The following is a 20,655-nucleotide window of genomic DNA, read 5'->3' on the forward strand; positions in this document are numbered from 1 at the left end:
CTTATAATCAGCCCTGCTTGTCAATACCTTCTTNGTTATTCTTCCGTGCCGGGGGGCAGAATCGAACTGCCTACGCCTCGCTTCGCTCTTTAAGGGGGAGTGGTTCTCCCCCTTAATCTTCCCCCTCCAAAGAAGGGGAAACCAACATTTTCCCCTGCCCCCTTTTGTGGCGTAGGCAGGTGCTTATAATCAGCCCTGCTTGTCAATACCTTCTTTGTTATTCTTCCGTGCCGGGGGGCAGAATCGAACTGCCTACGCCAGCCTTTTCAGGGCTGCGCTCTACCAGTGAGCTACCCCGGCTTATTAAAATCAAAGTACGGAACTAAAAATAAACAACTTTTTAAACATTAAATCCTAAACAGGCGCTTTTTAGCATACCAGATACTTATTTTTTTGTCAACGGGTTAAATAGATACCACTTTAAAAGCGGTCCCCTCTACATTGAAGGGAGAGGGTACGGGTTAGGGTGAGAACTTCATCCACTTTCCACCTCCTACCTAATATCCTACTCATATGGAATTTATGTTTTAATTTTATTTATATAGAAAGAGACATTTATGATAAAATAGAAAAAATTTTTACAAAAAACAAGGGGTTAGGAAAGATGGACTATTCAAAGACGGTATATCTTCCAAAGACAGCATTCCCGATGAAAGGGAATCTAAATGAAAGAGAGCCAGAATTCCTGCGGTTATGGGAGGAAAGGAAGGTGTACAAAAAACTGCAGGAAAAGAATAAAGGAAAGAAGGCATATATGCTCCATGATGGTCCTCCTTATGCCAACGGGCATATACATCTCGGTACAGCACTCAATAAGATATTAAAGGATGTCGTAGTAAAATACCACTCATTAAAGGGTTTTTATGCGCCATACAGACCAGGATGGGATTGTCATGGAATGCCTATAGAACATCAGGTTTTTTTAGAGATAAAGAAGCATAAAAGCGAGGTTAATCCATCGGATTTTCGTAAGAAGACAGCTTTATATGCTAAAAAATTTATAGAGATACAGAAGGAGGAATTCAAACGTCTCGGGGTTCTGGGTGACTGGGACAATCCTTATCTTACATTATCCCCTGATTATGAGGCAACTATTATAAGAGCATTTGGTGAACTTGCTTTATCTGGATATATCTATCAGGGATATAAGCCAATATACTGGTGTATCTCCTGTGAGACAGCACTTGCAGAAGCAGAGATAGAATACAATGACAAAAAGTCCCCTGCCATATATGTAAAATTCCCTGTTTTAGATATGGAAAAAACATATCTTCTCATCTGGACAACGACCCCATGGACACTTCCTTCAAATACAGGCATTGCAGTACATCCTGAACTTGATTATGTGATTATAGATACAGAAGAAGGAAGATATATTATAGCAGAGAAACGGCTGGAAGATATTACAGGCAAGAAAAACATTACCTTTGATATTGTAAAGAGGATGAAGGGCACTGAACTGGAAGGTATAAAATACTCAAATCCTCTGGTGGAAAGGATATCCCGGGTTATACTTGCTGATTTTGTTTCTTCAGAAGAAGGAACAGGATGTGTTCATATAGCACCGGGACATGGAGAGGATGACTACTATGCAGGGTTGAAGAATAATCTTGATATCCTTTCTCCTGTGGATGAAAAGGGATGTTTTACAAAAGAGGTAACGAACTTTGCAGGTATGAAGGTTTTTGAAGCAGACAGGCATATTATCAACAAACTGGGAGAAGAGAAAACTCTTTTCTATCAGGAAGAGATAACCCATTCCTATCCACACTGCTGGAGATGTAAGAAACCCGTGATATTCAAAAGTACAACCCAGTGGTTTTTAAAGGTGGACCATAACAACTTAAGGGATGTGATGACAGAAGAGATAGAAAAGGTTAAATGGGTTCCTCCTGAGGGTAAAAACAGAATATCTTCTATGGTAAAAAACAGACCTGACTGGTGTCTTTCAAGACAACGACTGTGGGGTGTCCCTATACCTGTTTTTTATTGTTGTGGATGTGAAAAGGCAGTTATTACAGAGGAGACCATAGGGTATGTTGAGAAGTTAGTGAGACAGTTTGGTTCAGATGTATGGATTGAAAGAAGAGAAGAAGAACTTTTACCTGCTGGATTTACCTGTCCGTATTGTGGTGGTAAGGATTTCAAAAAGGAGAAGGATATACTTGATGTATGGTTTGATTCAGGGGTCAGTCATCTGGCAGTCCTTAAAAAAGAAGAATATGGTCTTCCATGGCCTGCAGACCTTTATCTTGAAGGAAGCGACCAACACAGGGGATGGTTCCAGACATCTCTTATTACCTCATGCGGGATTAAAAAAAGAGCACCTTATAGAACAGTTCTTACCCATGGTTTTGTTGTTGATGCAGAAGGAAGGAAGATGAGTAAATCACTGGGAAATGTTATAACACCACAGGAAATTATCAGTAAGTATGGTGCAGAGATATTGAGGATATGGGCAATTGCAGAGAACTACCAGCAGGATATAAGGATATCAGAAGGGATTATTAAAAATATAGTGATGTCATATAGAACCATCCGTAATACCTTAAGGTATCTGCTCGGGAACCTTTATGACTATAGGATAGAAGAAGGTATTTCTGAAACAGATATGAAGGAAGTAGACAGATGGGCAATAGAGAAACTGAAAGAGACAGTAAGTAAAGTAAACTTGTATTATGAAACATTTTCTTTTAATAAGGCATATGAAGAGATATATCACTTCTGTAATGTCTTTCTTTCCTCCTTTTATCTTGACCATCTAAAGGACCGTCTTTATACATATGGAAAGCAGTCAATAGAAAGAAAGAGTGCGAGGACAGCCCTTTATCAGATACTGACCACACTTTTGATAATAATATCGCCTGTGCTCTCATTTACAGCAGAAGAGGCATATCAGTTGCTCCCATGGAAAAGGGAAGAAAGCATCTTTCTTGAGGACTGGCAGGTAATGGGAGCCCCTGATATAAAAATGTTGGAAAGATGGGAAAGGTTTTTTGAGATAAGAAGACAGGTGCTTAAAAAAATAGAAGAGAAAAGAGAGGAGAAACTTATAGGAAGTGGACTTGAGGCAAAAGTTGTAATCAAAGGAGACAAAGATACGATAGGATTCTTAAAGAGTTTTGAGGGATTATCCGGACTGCTTATTGTCTCAGAGGTAGTACTTTCTGAAGGAGATTCTTTGGAGATAAATGTGGAGAAGACATCCTTTGGCAGATGTGAACGTTGCTGGGTGCATTTCCCTGAAATAGGAAGTCCTGAAGCACCAGAGATATGTTTCAAATGCCAGAATGTTTTAAAAGAAGATGGAATACATAATTGATGGATACAACCTGATAAAAAGCAGTTCCTTTTCAAGGTATGAAGCCAGGGGAATAACTTACAGTATCCAGATGCTTATCAATATCTTATATGACTACTCCAGAAAACATCCTTCTGTATCTTTTACAGTGGTTTTTGATGGGAACCCTCCTTTACCATACACCTTCCTGCATACAAAGGGAATGAAACTTTTATTTTCAGGGGATATTACTGCTGATGAAGTGATAAGGAAGAAGGTTGAAAAGATACCCGAAAAAAATATATCACGGATAGTGGTCTCTGATGACAGGGGAGTAAAGGAGACAGGACGGCTATTTGGTGCGAGGGTATTGAGCATAGCAGAATTTTTAGGTATTGTGTACCCTGAGAGAAGAAAGCAACGGGGCAGGATAGAGGAAAGAAAAAAAGATGTTAATGAATTAAAGATAGAAAAGGAACTAAAGAGGCATTATAAGATTTAATATCTGCTATTAGGGGAGTAAAACAGGGCAGGGAGAGAAAAAGATGAAAAGAATAGAAAAGAAGCTGAAAGACCTTTTTGAAAAAGAGGATAAGGCAAGAGAAGAAGCACTTAAACTTTGCAGGGAGATAGGACGTCTTTCAGCGGACTCCATTAAAAAGATACATCAGAAGCACCATAAGACAGCGGAATTGGAGATAGCAGAAGGGCTGCAACTTCTTCACAGAGCAAAAAAAATCCTTTTGCCTTTTCCTGAAATAATGTATGCTGGTTTTCTCCACTCATCTGAAAAGGAACTTGCAGAAGCAGTTATTACTTTATCTGTTATAAGAGACAGAAAAATTCCTGAACCAGAAATTTATAATTTTGACTATAAGAGTTATCTACATGGTCTATGTGAAAGCACAGGGGAGATAAGGAGGCATATACTTGATGAGATAAGACAGGGAAGGATAGATGACTGCGAGGAATTCCTCGGCATAATGGATAACATATACTTTTTCCTTTTAAATTTCCAGTTTACAGATGCCATCACCCGGTCACTCAGACGACAGGTGGATTATGTAAGAGGTATTCTTGAGAAGACCCGTTCGGAAGTTACAATGGCAAAACTACATCTAAAGGACTAAGTTTTAACAATGCTGTTTTATTTAAGTATGGAGATGATACATAGGAAATACTTGCAATCATTTCCTTCCCCCCCATAGGGAGAAGGTATTTTAGGTATCCCTCCTCATATGGGGAGGAATGTATCTTTTCTGCTAAACCACCATACTCTCCAGCCGTTTAATCCTTTCCTCAATGGGTGGGTGTGTGGAGAATAGTGTGAGTAAAGACCTTCCACTGAAAGGACTTACTATAAACATATGAGCGGTTGATGGATTTGCATTGTTCATCGGTCTCATCCGCACCCCTGCAGCAAGTTTTCTTAAAGCATTAGCAAGATATAAGGGATTTCCTGCTAACTTTGCTCCTTCCTCATCTGCCATATACTCCCTTCCTCTTGATATAGCCATCTGGACTATCATTGCTGCTATGGGTGCAAGTATGGCAAAGGCAAGCATAGCAACGAGCGTAAATATATTCCCTTCTCTTCTATCATCTCTTCCACCACCTAAAAAAGCAGCCCACTGTAGCATTCTTGCAAGCAGTGTAATCGCTCCTGCTATGGTTGCAGCAACTGTGGCAATGAGGATATCTCTGTTTTTTATATGTCCGAGTTCATGAGCAAGGACACCTTTAAGTTCATTTTCATTCAAAATATCCATTATCCCGCTGGTTACAGCCACCGCAGAGTGGTCAGGGTCTCTTCCTGTAGCAAAGGCATTGGGTGTTGCAGAAGGAATGATATAAATCTTTGGCATAGGTAGAGATGCCCTCTGAGTAAGTTCCCCCACTATACGATAGAGTTCCGGTGCTTCTTCCTGTTTTACCTGTTTTGCCCTGTATATAGCCAGCACAATCTTATCACTGAAAAAGTAAGAGAACCAGTTCATTGCCATCGCAAAGAGAAATGCTGTATACATCCCCCCTCTGCCAAAGAAACTTCCTATAAATACAAAAATTACCGTTAATACACCTAATAAGAAATAGGTTCTTATTCTGTTTCCCATTGGTTTTCCTCCGTTTTTATATCGCAGTTCCTTTTATTATACCCTTTTTATACAGAAAAGAAAGAACGGATTGAACAGAACCATCACAGTATTTTTGTAGTTGCATATCTGGAAAAGAGAGATTATAATAAAAGAACAAAGGTTAGGCCTGGTAGCCAAGCGGAAAGGCAGCGGTCTGCAAAACCGCTATGCGCCGGTTCAAATCCGGCCCAGGCCTCTTTATAAAAATGAAGATAAAAGAATTTATAATAGGAGAGGTAATTTTAGGCATTCCTGAGGATATAGGACCGAGAATTCTTAAAGTTGCACTTAAAGAAACACCGGATAACAATCTATTTAATATCCTTCCTTCCGCAGGAATTAAAACGCCCAATGGTTTCTGGCATATATATGGAGGACACCGACTCTGGACTTCACCTGAAGCAATGCCACGTTCTTATTCAATGGATAATAAGCCGGTGAAGATAGAAGCAGGAAAGGAATATATAAAGATTTATGGTAATACAGAAATACAGAATAATATCCAGAAAGAGATTGAGATAAGAAAAAAGGGAAAGAGGAAGCTGGCTATAATTCATAGAATTAAGAATACCGGGAGATGGAATATAAAGGTTGCATGCTGGGCGCTTTCTGTGATGAGGACAGGTGGATTTGCTATTATTCCGATAAAGGCGGGTAGAGAGGGACTCCTTCCTGACAGACGGATTTCTTTATGGCCCTATACAGACCTTTCAGATAATCGTCTCATCCTTGAAAGGGATTTTATATTTATAAAACAGGATACATCTGCAAAAGGTCCTGTAAAAATAGGAACGATGGCATATCCTTGCTGGACTGCCTACTGGGTTGATGGGTGTCTATTTGTAAAAAGATTTGAGCAAAAGGAGGCGGATTACCCTGATTTTGGATGCAGTGTTGAGGTATATACAAACCCTTCTTTCCTTGAACTTGAGACAGTAGGTCCTTTAAGTGAGGTGGAACCGGGAGAATATATAGAACACACAGAGATATGGGAAGTAATACAAGTTCCAGAACTTTCTCCCTCAAGCAGGGACATTAAAAAAAAGATAGGAGGTATGGTATAATAAAAAGTAAAAGGAGGTACTTATGGGAAAATCTATAAAAGGAACACAGACAGAGAAGAACTTATTAAAGGCATTTGCAGGAGAGTCACAGGCAAGGAACAGGTACACATACTTTGCAAGTGTAGCAAGAAAGGAAGGATATGAGCAGATAAGCGGTATCTTCCTTGAAACCGCTGACAATGAGAAGGAACATGCAAAGGTATTCTTTAAGTATCTTGAAGGAGGAGATGTTGAGATTACTGCTGAATATCCTGCTGGTATAATAGGGGACACAAGGACAAATCTTGAACAGGCAGCAGCAGGAGAAAATTTTGAATGGGATAAACTCTATCGTAATTTTGCAGAAGTAGCGGAAAAGGAAGGGTTTTCTGATATAAGCAGGTCTTTCAAGGAGATAGCAAAGGTGGAGATGTTCCACGAGTCAAGATACAGAAAACTTATAGAGAATATCGCAACAGGAAAAGTATTTAAGAAGGATAAGGCAATAAAGTGGCACTGCAGGAACTGTGGGTATATCTTTGAAGGAACAGAGGCGCCAAAAGAATGTCCTGCATGCAGGCACCCGCAGTCGTATTATGAACTCCTCGCAGAGAATTATTAATAATGAGGACAGGACTGGGGTTTGATATACACAGGTTTGCAGAAGGAAGAAGGTTGATACTCGGTGGTATCCATATACCTTTTGAAAAAGGGCTTTCAGGTCATAGTGATGGAGATGTCCTCTTACATTCCCTCTCAGATGCAATCCTCGGTGCAATGGGAAAGCCGGATATAGGGTATTTCTTTCCTGATACAGATAGCAAAACAGAAGGGATTGATAGCAGGAGAATTGTTGAAAAGGTGCTTTTTATAATGAGGGAAGAGGGATATTATATAGAAAATATTGATATTATTATGCTCTGTGAAGTTCCTAAACTCCTTCCTTTTTCCGAAGCAATAAAAAAGAACCTTTCAGAGATACTTGATATTGATACAGGGAAAATTGGTTTTAAGGCAAAGACATATGAAGGGATGGGAGATATAGGAAGTGGCGATGCATGTGCCTGTTTTGTATCAGTGCTTATAGATAGAGGTAGAGAGTAAATCAAAAGATTTTTACAGTTTAAACAGAGGGGGTGCATACTGAGAAAGAATGTTTTTCTCTCTATTTTTGTTATGTTGATTGTCCTATCACCATTTATCTTCCTCAAAATAAAACATATAAATCCATTCAGGATACAATATAAGATTATAGAGGGATATATTGCAGAAGGGGATATTTTAGGAGAGGTTCTTCTGTCAAATGGGTTACCTGACTCTCAGGCATCAGCAATTACAGAAGAGTTAAAAAAGGTATTTGATGTTAGAAAGTGCAGGATAGGTGATAGATGGGAGCTTTATTTCTCTGAGGAAGGGCAGTTTGTAAAGTTTATATATTATGATGGTCCTATTGACTTTTATGTTGTGGAGTTTAACCCTGATAGCAATACATATTTCGCTTCTGCAAAACAGATAGAGGTTGAAAAAAAGGTATGTGGAGTTTCTGGAAGGATAGCAAGTTCTTTGTATGAAAGTATGATAGCTCTTAACATCAATCCAGAACTCATAATCCAGTTTGCGGAGATTTTTGCATCAAAGGTGGACTTTTTCACTGACTGTCAGACAGGGGATACATTTACACTTTTATGGGATGCCTATGTAGATAAGAAAGGTAATTCTTTGAAAGATGTGAGGATAGTGGCAGCATCTTATACCTCTTCTGATAATACCTTTTATGGTTTTTTCTTTGAACCTCCTGATGGAAGATGTGGGTATTATGACGAAAACGGAAAGAGTGTAGAAACAGCTTTCTTAAAAGCACCACTGAACTACAGAAGAATATCCTCTTATTTTTCATACAGACGGCTTCATCCGATATACAGGGTCTATAGACCACACCTCGGTATTGATTATTCTGCTCCGAAAGGAACACCTGTTTCATCCATAGGAGATGGGACAGTGCAGTTTTCTGGATGGAAGAAAGGGCTGGGAAAGACAGTTATAGTGAGGCATCCGAATGGTTATACATCCTGGTATGGGCATCTTTCAAAGGTATCTGTTTCAGGAGGTAAGAAGGTGAGGAAAGGGCAGGTGATAGGTTATGTCGGAGCAACAGGTGTTGCAACAGGTCCTCATCTGGATTTCCGTCTACAGAAAGGAGGAAGGTTTGTTAACTTTCTTGCAATAAAGATGCCTCCTTCATACCCGCTTGAAGAAAAATATCTTCCGGAATTTAATGAAATGAAGGATATGCTTATAAGCAGAATGGAGTCCATAAAAGAAGAACACACAATAGTCATAGTTGAAGAGAAAAAGTAGATGTAGATATCTCCACTCTTCTCCTGTGTTTTCTTCTTTAGGAGAAGAGGAATAACATTGAGTTTTGCATAAGGTAGGTTATTATGGGAATTATACTTGCTTCAAGGTCACCGAGAAGGCAGGAATTGCTCAGACAAATCACAGATGGGTTTGTTATTGTTCCTTCCTGTGTAGATGAGTCAAAGATAGAAGAAAAAGACCCGGTAAGGTTTGCTGTAAAAGCAGCAGTATTGAAAGCAAAAGATGTGGCGGATAAATATCCAGATGATACGGTTATAGGTGCGGATACTGTTGTTGTACTGGGTAATAAAATTATAGGTAAACCGAAGGATGAAGAGGATGCGAGAAGGATTCTAAAGATGTTGTCAGGTACTAAACACAGGGTAATAACAGGGATGGCAGTATATAGAAAAAAAGATAACAAACTTCTTACAGGCTATGAGGTAAGTTATATAAAATTTAAAGACCTGTCAGATGATGATATAGAGGAAGAGATAGGGAAAAAAGAATATATGGACAAGGCAGGCGCATATGCAATCCAGTCGGTTGGTGATAGATTTGTTGAGGAACTGAAAGGGGATTATAACAATGTTGTTGGGCTTCCTGTAAAAAAATTGAAGGTGCTTATGGATATATTTGATACCCCTGAGGAGGAGATAGAGATTGTGGATATGGCTTTTCCAGAGAGATGGGCAGTGGGTAAAAGTAGAGGTATGGTGATTTTTGTATCCGATGCTGTCCTGGGCGATAAAGTTAAGGTAAACATTACAGAAAGAAAGAAAAAATTTGCCTATGGTATGGTAAAAGAAATTGTTGTGATATCTCCTTACAGGATAGAACCATTATGTAAACACTTTGGTTTGTGTGGCGGATGTACAATGCAGAATCTTTTATATGAAAAGCAATTACAACTTAAAGGTAGATACCTTTTAAATACCATCCAGAAGATAGCGGGGAGGAATATTCTCAGTGGTGTCAATGTTTTTCCTGTCGTTCCTTCTCCAGATATTTTTTACTACAGGAACAAGATGGAATTTGCCTTTGGAGAGAAGGATGGTAGTATAGTTCTCGGACTTAAGGAAAGGATGGCTCGCTCATCTGGATATTATAAAAATACCATACCTCTTTCAGAATGCAGTATATTCAGTGATACAGTACAGGATATATTTCCCGTATTTACACATTTTGTAAAAAAGACAGGGTTAGGGGTTTATGATACATATACACATCAGGGGTTTTTTCGCCATCTTGTAGTAAGAGAGGGAAAGAAAACAGGAGAAAGGATGATATTAATGGTTACAAGGAGTGGAGAACCCCCTGATATGACAGGACTGCTGGAGGTTATGCCGAAGAGTGTTAAAAGTTTGTGGTGGGTTGAGAACAACCGTATATCAGATGTTGTGGCATTTGAGAGAAAACATAATCTTTATGGGAGTCCATTTATAACAGAGGAGATAGGAGGGTTAAAGTTCAGGATAACTCCTCAGTGTTTTTTCCAGCCGAATACAAAGGCAGCAGCACTTTTATACACACAGATAAAGGAAGAACTAAAAGAGGCAGGTGTAGAATATCTTCTCGGACTTTACTGTGGCAGTGGGGTTATGGAGATTTTTTTATCATCCGCAGTAAAACAAACTTCAGGGATTGATATAGAACCATCAAATATAGAGGCAGCAGAAGAGAATTGCAGGATAAATAATATTAAAAACTGTAAGTTCTATCAGTGTTCTGTGGAAGATATATTCAGTAGAAAGTTTAAAGGGGAATTGAAAGAGCCAGATGCAGTGATTGTTGACCCGCCGAGGGCGGGTTTAAGCGGGAAAGCGATGAAAAACATTATCTCTCTAAAGAGTAAAAGGATAATATATGTTTCCTGTAATGTCCCTGCCTTTGCGAGAGATGCTGCAGTGCTCTACCAGACAGGATACCATCTTGAAAAAATATATTCTTTTGACTTTTTCCCGCATACTCCACACCTTGAGACATTAGGGATATTTATGAGGAAGTAATTTTATCTGTATAGTGCTACTCTTTTTTTATTCCTATCTCTGTGGAAGGAGATGCTTTTTGATATTTTGCTATAATTTCTACAAATTTTTCAAAGGGAATTACATTTTCGGTTATATCTTTGAAGTCCTTTATAAACTCGTCCAGTGCTTCAGGGGAGATAAAACCTTCTCGTATCTTCATATACAGTGTTTCAAAGACCTTTCTATCTAACTTATCTGTTATCCTGGAAAGTTCTTCATATATTGCTTCTTTCCTCTTTTCTTCAACAATGGTGATGAATTCTTCTTCCATCGCCTGTTCTGCTCTTATCCCAAATTCATATCCGGAAGCAATCTCTTCTATTATTTTCATCTGCCTTATTCTTTTTCTGGTAGCCATCTGTACACAGATATGTCCGTATATTATAGGCATTAATATAAGAGGGATACCGAAGTACATTCCTGTCCATGTAATACCTATAAAGTTTGTTATACCAATACTACTTCCTTCGTATACCTTTTTTATATACTCGAGGAATGAAGTAAATACACCTTCTCTTAATGCAAATGTCCATGAATATATAAAGTCAGATAAAATGAGAATGACTCCAAGGATAACACCTCTTATATACCCATAGTCCTGTGCGTTTTCTTCTGTGAGCGTTATGGGGATACCTAAAAATTTCTGGACAGGGAGAAGCATTGTTTTAGTAATGACTGAAAGTTTTTCTTTTATCTCATTAATGGAGTCCTCAAAGGAACCATACACCACCATATTTCTCTCAGTCCCTCTGTATATCCCTACGAATTTATTGACAGGTATAGAGAAGTCAGCGCTGAAATAAGGAAAAAGAAAATTTTTCTTTGTGTAAATAGTCCATACACCGTAAGGCGTTTCTACATCCGTTTCTCTATTATATCCGAGGTATCCTAACAACTGATATGTCCGTGGGTTTATATCCTTGAAATATCTAATAATTTCGTAGGTATTTTTTAATGTTTCTTCCATAGGAATCATTGTATATCAAAACCCCCTTTTTGTAAAAATCTTGTTTTTCCAGCACGGTCTCTCTTCTATGAGTAGAGAGCAAAGATAGAGGAATCAAGATTTAAAGTACTTCTGTACCCTGTCCGTACGACCACTTGACAAAATTTAAGGATAGGTGTATGTATAATGTAAATTTTTACGAAATATATAAAATGGATATAAAAAAGATAGCAAAAGAGTGTGGGGTTTCAATAGCAACAGTTTCAAGGGTACTGAATAATAGACCAGATGTTGCAGAGGAAACGAGAAAGAAAATATTGGAAGTAATAGAAGAGTATGAGTTTGTTCCCAATCGTCTGGCAAAGAGTTTTGTTCAAAAGAAAACATTCACTATCGGAATTACGCCTCCTGCTATGCTATCTCCTATGTTTGCAGACACTTTCTTTCCTCTTCTGATCAGCGGTATGGAAGAGCCACTATCCAGTGAAAAATATAACCTTTTGGTACTTTATGCTACACCATCAGAGGTGCAGAAAAAGACATATTTTGTAAATCTGTTTAAAAGCAAACAGTTGGACGGGTTAATCCTTCTGAATGTAGGAGAAGATAACCCTGCCTTTATACTTTTAGAAGAGAAAGGATATCCTTATGTGTCTACAGGTAGAATAAGCAACAATCAAAAAGGGAGTTTCATAGATACAGACAATATAAAACGGACATATAAGGTATAAATTATGGAGGTAATGAAATATGAGAAATGAAAAGAAAGGACTTGTATGGGTGATACCAGATGGAGACCTTCCACCACCTGGAAAAGGAAAGATAAAAGGACATGAATCTCTTATTATCATTAACACAGGGAAGAAGAAAGCAGAGATTACCATTGATATATATTTTGAAGATAAGCCACCTGTGAAAGGAATTAAGGATGTGGTGGAGGCAGAGAGGGTAAGGTGTTTCCGTCTTGATAAGCCGATAGGGAAACAAAAATACAGGATACCTTATGGTCAATATGGAATGGTTGTAAAAAGCAATGTCCCTGTCGTGGTGCAGTTTGGCAGGGCAGATGTGCGACAGCCAAACCTTGCATACTACTGTACGATGGCATATTCTGTGAGATAGTAGGATACAGTGAAAGCAGCGATTACAGATGGAAAAGGGAGTGTGTGGATAGATAAAGTACCTGTTCCTGAACCAGGACCTTATCGCTGTCTCTGTAAAACACTTGCCTGTGCTACCTGTACAGGAACGGATATTAAGATAGTACACAACAAACTGCCCTAGAGACAAAATTATCCTAAGGATGTTATAACATGAGAGTGTGGGAAAGGTGATACAAAGAGGGAAAAAAGTAAAATATATAAAGGAAGGAGACATAATCCTCAGACCCACAGTGTTCTATCCTGGATAAAAATCAGGGAGTTATTATTCTATCTGGGGGTGGATTTGCTGAATATGGACTTGGGATGGATACACAGTCATTCATTGAAGACCATCCCGATAAGGATCCGGGCTACGGAAAATTTCAGATAAGTGTCCCGTCTGATATAGAACCAGCCGACGCCACCATGCTTATTACCCTTAAAGAGACAACTGGCTATGTAGCAGACATGGGAATAACACTGAATGATAGTGTAGTCGTAATTGGTGCAGGCCCTGTTGCAATGTGCATGGTCTTTTTTGCCAAACTAAAAGGTGCATACCCTGTTATTGCTATTGCGAGAAGGGATAGCCCCTTGAAAACATAAAAAAATTCGGGGCAAATTATATTATCAACAATACAAAAGAAGATATGACAGAGAGGGTCTTGGATATTACAGGAGTGGAAGGTGCAAAATACATCATTGATACAGCAGGTGATGAAGAACTTTTCCAGAATGCATTCAGTATGCTTGCAGAGGATGGTAAGATTTCTCTCTATAAGGCAGTGATATTTGTGTCCGCACACTTGTATCAGCAATCTCTCCTGGAACAGAAAGGAGGATGCTTAAAGGTAAATATATAGGAACAAAGTTTCCCTGTGTACCAGAATACCACAGGATAGGTATAGTAGAAAAGTGTGGTAAAGATGTGAAAATTTTCAAACCGGGTGATATTGTCTATTAAAGTAGCAACAGTAGGGGACAAACTTCTTATTATTGGTGCGGGTTTTATAGGACTATGTGCTGCACAACCTGCAGAAATAAAACAGACAACAGCAATATTTACGAAGATAGGCCCTGAAAGAATAGCGTTTGAATGGATAAGAACATGCTACTTGAAAAGGAAATCGCTTTAACCTTAGCATAACATTTTTCTGGAGAAATAGTCCTCTAATCCTATTACCATCAAAATATTTGACAAAAATGTAAAATGTGGTATAATTATATTAGACAAAAGGGGAAGAATGAAAAAACAATTAAGAGAAACAATATATTATGCCACACAGATAAGGGAAGATATAAGAACAAAGATACTTTCAGGTGTTTTCCAGCAGGGTGAGAAATTACCTCCGGAAGAAGAGATAGCAGAGAGTTATGGCGTAAGCAGGATGACAGCCAGGCAGGCACTTGTGGAACTTGTAGTAGAAGGACTGATACATCGTATTCCAGGACGGGGAACCTTCGTATCTGATAATATTTCTTTTCAGGGAAACAAGATAACCGGGAGGAACATAGTAGCAATAATAGTTCCTAACTTAAGGAATTCTTTCTACTCTCAACTGGTATCTTCTGCCCAAAAGATGCTGAAAAGGTTTAATGTACATATGGTTTTAGATTGTGTAGAAGACGATGCTATGGAAGAAAAAAAGGCGCTTGAGGATTTAAATAAAAATCCATATACAGGACTTTTGCTTGTTGCTGGATATTATTCAGAAGAAAACATATTACTGGTAAAAGAAGTATCGGAAAAGATACCGGTTGTTATAATGGATGTAAAATTAGAAGGAATTAAATCTGACCTAGTAATATCGGATGATAAGGGAGGAGGATTTTTAGCGACAGAGCATCTGATAGAACTCGGATATAAAAACATCCTTCATCTGGCAGGACCTGAAGGGGATAGCAGTGCAGACAATAGAAGGAAAGGATATGAAGAAGCACTTAGAAGATACAATATAGAGCACAGGAACGAATACATAAGATTTACTGACTGGAGTATGAAGGAAGGGTATTACCAGACGAAGAAGTTCTTAATGAATAATGGTGAAACGTTAACAGCAATATTTGCCTGTAATGATGAGGTAGCTATAGGAGCATACAATGCAGTTAGAGAAGAAGGTAAAAATATACCGGAAGATATAGCAATTATGGGCTATGGAAACTCAGATATAGGTGGCCTGCTTGAGGTACCATTAAGTACAGTTGACCAGGCAGTAGATGAAATGGGAGAAATAGGTGCAAAACTGCTTGTTGAAAAGATAACAGGCAAGAGAAAGAGGGAAGATAAAAGAGAGATTGTGATACCTACGAAACTTATCGTAAGAGAAAGTTGCGGAATAGTAAAAAGAAAGGTAGGTATATAAGACCTCGTTATCAGGGGCAATGACAGACAAATTTCTCTGTTAACCCCTGTTAGAATAGATAAAAGAAACAGGAGGTGTGAAATGATAAGCAGAGGAAGAAAAGCAGTAAGAATGGGAGGATTTACGTTGATAGAACTGCTGGTAGTGGTGGCAATCATTGCGATTTTAGCAGCAATGTTGCTGCCAGCACTTTCACAGGCGAGGGAGAAAGCACGGCAGTCAGTATGTATGAACAATATGAAGCAGATAGGACTTTCCTGCATGATGTATGCGGATGACTGGGAAGAATATCTCCCGGGAGGTGCCAATGTAGGTAGCAACGGTCCTGGTCCAGCGTGGTGGACTTCTTTAGCCGGATATGTTCCACGAGGTATACCACCCTATCCTGTAATTGGTTCTTCTATTTTAAAGTGTCCTTCAAATAGACGTCCTTATGCCGTATATTCTTCTTATGGTCCTGCTGTTGGAGATGATACTTTTGGTCAGTTCTGTGCAGGAGGTCAAATGTCTTCCAATCCTGCGAATAGAAAACTTACTAAAAGGACACAAATAAAAAAGAATTCACTTTCACATATACCATACTGGGTAGAAATAGACAACTCTACGGCAAAATATGGACTTAATCCAGACCTTTTCTACAACCAAAATGTGTTCTATAAAACAATCCACAATGGTGGTTCAAATGTTTTATTTGTGGATGGTCGTGTGATATGGGTCAAGGCAGCAGAATGGGATTCAACAGGACCAACTCCTTTAAGCTGGCTCTATCATTTCAGTATTGACTGGCCTAAACCGCAGTGGTGATTTTTACACTCATTTAGGAATAGAAGTATCTGTAGAAGGGGGATAAAAAGTGAAAAGGAATATACCAACCTTTATCCCCCTTCTCTGAAAAGTGGAGGGCTGGACTGAGATGAAAAAAAAGGGTAATGTTATGCAAAAAGAGAAAAAAGGATTATGGCTGATTATAAGTATCATCTTCTTCTACGGCAAAATGGTATATGGAGAAGCAATCTATACCCTTACTTTTGATAATTCCACACTAACACCACTTAAAAGAGAGATAAAGGTAGAGGGCAAGGAGGGTGTTTCTGGTAGTATTGAAATATCAGATTCTGTCAAACTGGTTAAGGGACTGAAAGGACTGGGTATATATTTAGATAATAGAAGTGAGTATGTATCCCTGCCAGACGATGTATATGTAAATCCAGAAGAGGGTGCTATTTCTTTCTGGTTCAGACCGTTCTGGGGAAGCGGAGATAAGAGAAACAAAATTATTCTTTCCGTAAATTTTGATAAGGGATGTCTGTTACTCTGGAATATGCTCTTCTGCGTAAAAGATAGATATGACAACTGGAGTTATCCTCCAAAAGAAGCAATACCTTCTATTTCCCGATGGAAACCAGGGGAGTGGCATTTTATAGTATTGAACTGGTCTGCTTCGGCAGGTAGAAGGGATATTGTGGTAGATGGAGGGATATTAAGGTCAATGCCCTATGTACCACCTGAGGGGAAAAGCAAAATTTCCCTCTCGCCAGGGTATAAGGATATATCAGATAGAGTGCCGGGCTGTGGAGTATATGACGAACTGGTAATCTACGATGCCCCGTTGAGCAAAGAGGAAATAGAGAAGAAGTATAGTGAGGGAATGGAGATATTGAAGGATGTTTCTCCTGACTGTAAACTTGAAGTTCTGACATATCCTAACTTAGCCAGTGAGGCATCCTTACACTTTTCCATTACACCAAATTATGAAAACAATGGGTTGTCATGCAATAACTTTGATGATAAAACAGAAGATATAAATGACCTGTCCGACAGTTTATGGTTTTTAGCACATTATTCTGACAAACGTTCTGTGGGGTGGATGAGCATTCCTGTTACAACCTTAACATATGATCTGAAAGGAATTAAAAATATAGAGTATATAGTTATTAATATCGGTGGTGGTGATAGTGGTGTCCGTTTCCCAAAAGAGATTAACTTTTATGCAGGTATAACGGAAGAAAAACTTTCAAAGGTAGGTTTGGTTTGTACTGAAGAACCATATCCAAACCCTGAATTCCTGAAGTGGCATTCAAAACTGGTGGGGACAGGCAACATTAATGTGTTTGCGAGATTTGTAAAGATTGAAATAGTCCCATCGTGTTTCTGTGACGAGATATTTATAATAGAAAAGAACGCTAAACCGTTCTTCAAATCAATTGAAATTGAAGCAGAATAAATTAAGGGGGAGAAATGAATAGAAGGATGGTTGTTATGCTGGTAGGATTAATCTTCTCAATAATATACATTGGACAAGCAATGGCAAATGGTAACTGGGAAGTTAAAATCCTCAATCCGGACTCGGTCGTTGTTGTACCAGGAGATGACCATCTGACAGTTGAGGTCTCTTCCCCGGAGATGCAGGAGCAGAAGGTAGATGTCTGTTATACAGTTAAGCAGGTAGTCAAATCAGACAGGATATATCACCCGAGAGAAGATGGTGGTTACAGGGTAGAGGATAAAGACATTGAAACAAAAGATGTGTTACAGGACAGGCAGGAGATAGTTATAAAGAAAACAGGAGATGGTAAACAAAAAGGTGTACTAAAAATCCCTGTGGAGAGTATTCCTTATGGACTTATTCGCCTTGAAATTCTTGTTAGAAATAAAGAAGGACAGGAATTGAATAAAACATTGACCTATTTCAATAAGGTCGTCTCTGTACCTTATGAGAAAATTGTTGACAACATAGCCGGACTGGATGACTACGGATGGTTATATTATATCGGTAAAGAACCGGATGACTGGGGTAACAGACAACTTACTAAATATGGATTTTCCTGGGTACATATGAGGGCAAGATGGTATGAAACATATCTGGAAAAAGGGAAGATAACACACCTTGAATATTTAGACAAGTGGGTGGATGCTGCCAGAAAACAGAATGCAAAAATTATTATGATGTTGGCTGATGGTCCCATGCACTTACTTCCAGGTGATGCTGAACACTGGGATATGGAATACTTTAAAGAATGGGCAGAGGCAATTATCAGCAGATATAAAGATAAGGTAGATGTATGGGATGTGTGGAATGAACCAGAATGTAAAAGTTATGCTATGGCTGAAGACAGGGATATCCAGGCGATAAAAATTGTATATGAACTTAAAGAGAAATACTGTCCCAATACTAAAGTTATAGTAAGCCCCCATTCTAACTACCTCGGAGTAAACTACTTAAAAAGAATTTTTGAAAAAGGGGCAGGGGAGTATCTGGATGGTGTTGGAATCCATCCATATCGTGTAAATGCCCCTGAAGTTGACCTGAGTATGGTTTCTGAACTTGAAAAGGTCTATCAACTTCTTCTGAAATATAACGTAGAACCCAATATATATATTGATGAGATGCAGTACGCACTTAACCTTCAACCATATTTTGACGAAAATGACCAGGCAAACTTTATGGTTAGAAGTACTATTCTGGCAAAAACTAAAAAATATGTTAAGAGTTTCGTACACCACGCCTTCGGCAATGGTAGATTAGCCCCTCCTACATATCCTAATATGGTATGTCATATTATGAATACCGATTATGTACAAGACCTTTCAATATCTGATGCAGAAGTTTATGCCTTCCTTTTTAAAAAGACAGATGGGAGCGGTAAACTTATATTGCCAGTATGGGCTGCGGGAACGGACAGGATAGTAAAGATTAGTGGAGTGGTTGAAAAACCCAGAGTAGTTGATATCTACGGAAATACATTGGATTCAAATGTGATATATAACAGGGATGAATGTGTACTGGATTTCGTCAAAATCTCTCAAGCACCCATCTATATTACGATGAGTGAAAGGAGCACACCTTCAGTTTCAATATCAAAACTGGTTGAGATTAACTATCCCTCTCAGGTAATGAGTGGTAAAACTTTTACTATAACTGCAAAAGTTAACCTGCTTCCTGAAGAAAGTCAGTGGAAACTAAAACTCCAGACCCTTCCTGACTGGGAAGTTGAACCTCAGGTAATTTCTATAGATAAGGTAGGCAGTTATGATTTTATTGTGAAGATACCAGAAACCACTGAGCCAGATTCATATCCTGTACTATGTCTGGTACTGGACAACAAGGATAAAGAACTGGCAATTGAAGATGGGAAGATAACAGTAATACCATCCAGTGAAGTGATGAAGTCAAAGTACGGGATAACCCTTTTTTACGATTTTGAGAGTAGTGGATTAAAAGGTATTTCTATTCAGAAAACAGCACAGGGGGAAGTGGATATCTTTAACGATATGGGGAATAATGTTTTACGGGTTGTACATAAGGGAATTGATTTTCCTGTAACACTCGGGATGAAAAGTGAACAGGCAGAATACGATGTAATTGAATTAGATTTCAAGTTTCTTTCCAGAGAAGAATTTTTTGAATTACTTATGGGAGATATCCGGATAAGGTTTACAGAGCAGGGAAGTATAAATCTATTGAAAGGTAGTGATGCGGTTAAAATAACCGACTTTGTGGTTGACAGATGGAATAAAATCCGTGTATTCTTTTCTGTATCGGAAGGATGGATAAGGGTATGGTTAAATGACAGGTTCTGTGGCATAGGTGATGTAGAAAAAATAAGTAATTTTTCTGATATAAAACTTGTCTCTGGCGCATTACAGGCGAAAGAAAATCCAGTCCTATTGTATGATAACATCCGTATGGCAAAAATTGACCCGCCTGATATCTCTTCAGGAGTTCCTTTACAGTGGAGTATCTGCGGTCCTTTCCCTAATGTACCTGACCCTAATACAATGAAACGTCCATTTGAAATGGATGTGGACTATCTGGAACCCTGCGGTGGGGAAAATACGGTCTTCCCTTATCCCGGAATGGATGTACCTTTTGATGGCATAACACGAACATTCCTTCCCTTCTTCACCGCTGCACAAAATAAAACAGATTTTTTAATCTCTTTTCCTGCTATTGATAAAAAGTTTCAGGATGTAGATATTCTATGCTATGCAGTTGCATATTTTGTAAGTCCTGAAGAGAAAGAAATAACCATTACCATTTCAAGTGATGATGGACATGCTCTGTGGGTTAATAATACCTTTCTTGGTAAGTTTAACGCATGGCCTACAGGAGCATCAATCGGTCAGTTTCCACAGAAGTACAAAGTAAAAATAAGAAAGGGACTAAATATCATACTTGTTAAAGTGGACCAGGGACTGGGATTATATGGATTCCTTTATAACTTTGAGTAAATTAAAGCAGAAGATATATATAAAATTTGGTATAGAACCTGCAGGTAATTTTCTCTGTTAACCCCTGTTAGAATAGATAAAAGAAACAGGAGGTGTGAAATGATAAGCAGAGGAAGAAAAGCAGTA

Annotated in this window: 21 protein-coding genes and 2 tRNA genes; 20 read left to right on the forward strand and 3 right to left on the reverse strand. The window is 38.6% G+C overall.

Translation table 11 applies throughout. From position 1 onward, the window contains the following. Positions 1 to 228 precede the first annotated feature (228 nt). Positions 229 to 300 (reverse strand) — tRNA-Phe (locus N3D17_06585). 304 nt (positions 301 to 604) lie between these two features. Between N3D17_06585 and ileS the strand changes: the two genes are divergently transcribed. Genes ileS through N3D17_06600 form a run of 3 tightly spaced genes read left to right on the forward strand, consistent with a single transcriptional unit; the run spans position 605 to position 4,410 of the window. Beyond that, positions 605 to 3,322 (forward strand): isoleucine--tRNA ligase, encoded by a 2,718-nt coding sequence (ileS, locus tag N3D17_06590; GenBank protein ID MCX8083040.1) that lies wholly within the window; start codon positions 605 to 607, stop codon positions 3,320 to 3,322. Further along, on the forward strand, positions 3,306 to 3,782 hold the full coding sequence (locus tag N3D17_06595; protein ID MCX8083041.1) for an NYN domain-containing protein: 477 nt from the start codon (positions 3,306 to 3,308) through the stop codon (positions 3,780 to 3,782). The genes ileS and N3D17_06595 overlap by 17 nt, the downstream gene beginning before the upstream one ends. A 43-nt stretch (positions 3,783 to 3,825) precedes the next feature. After that, complete coding sequence (locus N3D17_06600; protein ID MCX8083042.1) at positions 3,826 to 4,410, forward strand: hypothetical protein; 585 nt, start codon at positions 3,826 to 3,828, stop codon at positions 4,408 to 4,410. A 132-nt stretch (positions 4,411 to 4,542) separates the two neighbouring features. Here N3D17_06600 and htpX read toward each other — a convergent pair whose 3' ends face one another. Beyond that, positions 4,543 to 5,394, reverse strand: coding sequence for a zinc metalloprotease HtpX (gene htpX / locus N3D17_06605; GenBank protein MCX8083043.1), 852 nt, complete (start codon positions 5,392 to 5,394; stop codon positions 4,543 to 4,545). 145 nt (positions 5,395 to 5,539) lie between these two features. Between htpX and N3D17_06610 the strand changes: the two genes are divergently transcribed. The 6 genes from N3D17_06610 (at position 5,540) to rlmD (ending at position 10,825) form a co-directional block, all read left to right on the forward strand. Further along, positions 5,540 to 5,611: transfer RNA gene (locus tag N3D17_06610), tRNA-Cys, on the forward strand. Between the two features lie 10 nt (positions 5,612 to 5,621). Next, positions 5,622 to 6,479: a hypothetical protein gene (locus N3D17_06615; protein MCX8083044.1), complete on the forward strand. Its 858-nt coding sequence runs from the start codon at positions 5,622 to 5,624 to the stop codon at positions 6,477 to 6,479. Between the two features lie 22 nt (positions 6,480 to 6,501). Beyond that, on the forward strand, positions 6,502 to 7,080 hold the full coding sequence (locus N3D17_06620) for a rubrerythrin family protein (GenBank protein MCX8083045.1): 579 nt from the start codon (positions 6,502 to 6,504) through the stop codon (positions 7,078 to 7,080). A gap of 2 nt (positions 7,081 to 7,082) precedes the next feature. Then, positions 7,083 to 7,562, forward strand: a complete 480-nt coding sequence (gene ispF, locus N3D17_06625) for a 2-C-methyl-D-erythritol 2,4-cyclodiphosphate synthase (GenBank protein MCX8083046.1) — start codon at positions 7,083 to 7,085, stop codon at positions 7,560 to 7,562. A gap of 72 nt (positions 7,563 to 7,634) precedes the next feature. Beyond that, positions 7,635 to 8,816, forward strand: coding sequence for a M23 family metallopeptidase (locus N3D17_06630; protein ID MCX8083047.1), 1,182 nt, complete (start codon positions 7,635 to 7,637; stop codon positions 8,814 to 8,816). Positions 8,817 to 8,899: 83 nt separating this feature from the next. Further along, a complete protein-coding gene (gene rlmD / locus N3D17_06635; protein MCX8083048.1) occupies positions 8,900 to 10,825 on the forward strand; it encodes a 23S rRNA (uracil(1939)-C(5))-methyltransferase RlmD in 1,926 nt (641 codons plus the stop codon). 16 nt (positions 10,826 to 10,841) lie between these two features. On the opposite strand, the gene N3D17_06640 is transcribed toward rlmD, so the two are convergent. Continuing rightward, on the reverse strand, positions 10,842 to 11,822 hold the full coding sequence (locus tag N3D17_06640; GenBank protein ID MCX8083049.1) for a hypothetical protein: 981 nt from the start codon (positions 11,820 to 11,822) through the stop codon (positions 10,842 to 10,844). 149 nt (positions 11,823 to 11,971) lie between these two features. On the opposite strand from N3D17_06640, the gene N3D17_06645 reads away from it, so the two are divergent. The 11 genes from N3D17_06645 (at position 11,972) to N3D17_06695 (ending at position 20,529) form a co-directional block, all read left to right on the forward strand. Further along, the gene (locus N3D17_06645) at positions 11,972 to 12,523 is read left to right on the forward strand and encodes a LacI family transcriptional regulator (GenBank protein ID MCX8083050.1); all 552 of its coding nucleotides are present in this window, start codon (positions 11,972 to 11,974) and stop codon (positions 12,521 to 12,523) included. 19 nt (positions 12,524 to 12,542) lie between these two features. Then, on the forward strand, positions 12,543 to 12,914 hold the full coding sequence (locus tag N3D17_06650; protein ID MCX8083051.1) for a sensory rhodopsin transducer: 372 nt from the start codon (positions 12,543 to 12,545) through the stop codon (positions 12,912 to 12,914). A gap of 9 nt (positions 12,915 to 12,923) precedes the next feature. Further along, the gene (locus tag N3D17_06655) at positions 12,924 to 13,076 is read left to right on the forward strand and encodes a hypothetical protein (protein MCX8083052.1); all 153 of its coding nucleotides are present in this window, start codon (positions 12,924 to 12,926) and stop codon (positions 13,074 to 13,076) included. Between the two features lie 182 nt (positions 13,077 to 13,258). Continuing rightward, entirely contained in the window at positions 13,259 to 13,540 is a 282-nt protein-coding gene (locus tag N3D17_06660) for a hypothetical protein (GenBank protein MCX8083053.1), read from the forward strand. A gap of 44 nt (positions 13,541 to 13,584) precedes the next feature. Further along, positions 13,585 to 13,797: a hypothetical protein gene (locus tag N3D17_06665; protein MCX8083054.1), complete on the forward strand. Its 213-nt coding sequence runs from the start codon at positions 13,585 to 13,587 to the stop codon at positions 13,795 to 13,797. Continuing rightward, entirely contained in the window at positions 13,776 to 13,898 is a 123-nt protein-coding gene (locus tag N3D17_06670; protein ID MCX8083055.1) for a hypothetical protein, read from the forward strand. Before N3D17_06665 ends, N3D17_06670 begins: the two co-directional genes overlap by 22 nt. Next, positions 13,888 to 14,070 (forward strand): hypothetical protein, encoded by a 183-nt coding sequence (locus N3D17_06675; protein ID MCX8083056.1) that lies wholly within the window; start codon positions 13,888 to 13,890, stop codon positions 14,068 to 14,070. Before N3D17_06670 ends, N3D17_06675 begins: the two co-directional genes overlap by 11 nt. Positions 14,071 to 14,178: 108 nt before the next feature. Beyond that, on the forward strand, positions 14,179 to 15,297 hold the full coding sequence (locus tag N3D17_06680) for a GntR family transcriptional regulator (GenBank protein MCX8083057.1): 1,119 nt from the start codon (positions 14,179 to 14,181) through the stop codon (positions 15,295 to 15,297). Between the two features lie 81 nt (positions 15,298 to 15,378). Beyond that, on the forward strand, positions 15,379 to 16,101 hold the full coding sequence (locus N3D17_06685) for a prepilin-type N-terminal cleavage/methylation domain-containing protein (GenBank protein ID MCX8083058.1): 723 nt from the start codon (positions 15,379 to 15,381) through the stop codon (positions 16,099 to 16,101). 109 nt (positions 16,102 to 16,210) lie between these two features. Then, positions 16,211 to 17,521, forward strand: a complete 1,311-nt coding sequence (locus N3D17_06690; GenBank protein MCX8083059.1) for a LamG domain-containing protein — start codon at positions 16,211 to 16,213, stop codon at positions 17,519 to 17,521. 14 nt (positions 17,522 to 17,535) lie between these two features. Continuing rightward, the gene (locus N3D17_06695) at positions 17,536 to 20,529 is read left to right on the forward strand and encodes a hypothetical protein (GenBank protein ID MCX8083060.1); all 2,994 of its coding nucleotides are present in this window, start codon (positions 17,536 to 17,538) and stop codon (positions 20,527 to 20,529) included. Positions 20,530 to 20,655 lie beyond the last annotated feature (126 nt).

Source organism: bacterium, from assembly GCA_026414725.1.
Lineage (GTDB): Bacteria > Ratteibacteria > UBA8468 > B48-G9 > JAFGKM01 > JAAYXZ01.

Excerpts from the sequence above, each read along its gene's own strand:
- htpX (MCX8083043.1), bottom strand. The coding sequence starts at position 5,394 with ATGGGAAACAGAATAAGAACCTATTTCTTATTAGGTGTATTAACGGTA.
- N3D17_06690 (MCX8083059.1), top strand. The coding sequence starts at position 16,211 with ATGAAAAAAAAGGGTAATGTTATGCAAAAAGAGAAAAAAGGATTATGG.
- N3D17_06640 (MCX8083049.1), bottom strand. The coding sequence starts at position 11,822 with ATGATTCCTATGGAAGAAACATTAAAAAATACCTACGAAATTATTAGA.
- N3D17_06600 (MCX8083042.1), top strand. The coding sequence starts at position 3,826 with ATGAAAAGAATAGAAAAGAAGCTGAAAGACCTTTTTGAAAAAGAGGAT.
- N3D17_06660 (MCX8083053.1), top strand. The coding sequence starts at position 13,259 with ATGGATACACAGTCATTCATTGAAGACCATCCCGATAAGGATCCGGGC.
- ispF (MCX8083046.1), top strand. The coding sequence starts at position 7,083 with ATGAGGACAGGACTGGGGTTTGATATACACAGGTTTGCAGAAGGAAGA.
- N3D17_06670 (MCX8083055.1), top strand. The coding sequence starts at position 13,776 with ATGCTTAAAGGTAAATATATAGGAACAAAGTTTCCCTGTGTACCAGAA.
- N3D17_06595 (MCX8083041.1), top strand. The coding sequence starts at position 3,306 with ATGGAATACATAATTGATGGATACAACCTGATAAAAAGCAGTTCCTTT.
- N3D17_06620 (MCX8083045.1), top strand. The coding sequence starts at position 6,502 with ATGGGAAAATCTATAAAAGGAACACAGACAGAGAAGAACTTATTAAAG.
- N3D17_06685 (MCX8083058.1), top strand. The coding sequence starts at position 15,379 with ATGATAAGCAGAGGAAGAAAAGCAGTAAGAATGGGAGGATTTACGTTG.
- ileS (MCX8083040.1), top strand. The coding sequence starts at position 605 with ATGGACTATTCAAAGACGGTATATCTTCCAAAGACAGCATTCCCGATG.
- N3D17_06650 (MCX8083051.1), top strand. The coding sequence starts at position 12,543 with ATGAGAAATGAAAAGAAAGGACTTGTATGGGTGATACCAGATGGAGAC.
- rlmD (MCX8083048.1), top strand. The coding sequence starts at position 8,900 with ATGGGAATTATACTTGCTTCAAGGTCACCGAGAAGGCAGGAATTGCTC.
- N3D17_06680 (MCX8083057.1), top strand. The coding sequence starts at position 14,179 with ATGAAAAAACAATTAAGAGAAACAATATATTATGCCACACAGATAAGG.
- N3D17_06695 (MCX8083060.1), top strand. The coding sequence starts at position 17,536 with ATGAATAGAAGGATGGTTGTTATGCTGGTAGGATTAATCTTCTCAATA.
- N3D17_06645 (MCX8083050.1), top strand. The coding sequence starts at position 11,972 with ATGTATAATGTAAATTTTTACGAAATATATAAAATGGATATAAAAAAG.
- N3D17_06615 (MCX8083044.1), top strand. The coding sequence starts at position 5,622 with ATGAAGATAAAAGAATTTATAATAGGAGAGGTAATTTTAGGCATTCCT.
- N3D17_06630 (MCX8083047.1), top strand. The coding sequence starts at position 7,635 with ATGTTGATTGTCCTATCACCATTTATCTTCCTCAAAATAAAACATATA.
- N3D17_06665 (MCX8083054.1), top strand. The coding sequence starts at position 13,585 with ATGACAGAGAGGGTCTTGGATATTACAGGAGTGGAAGGTGCAAAATAC.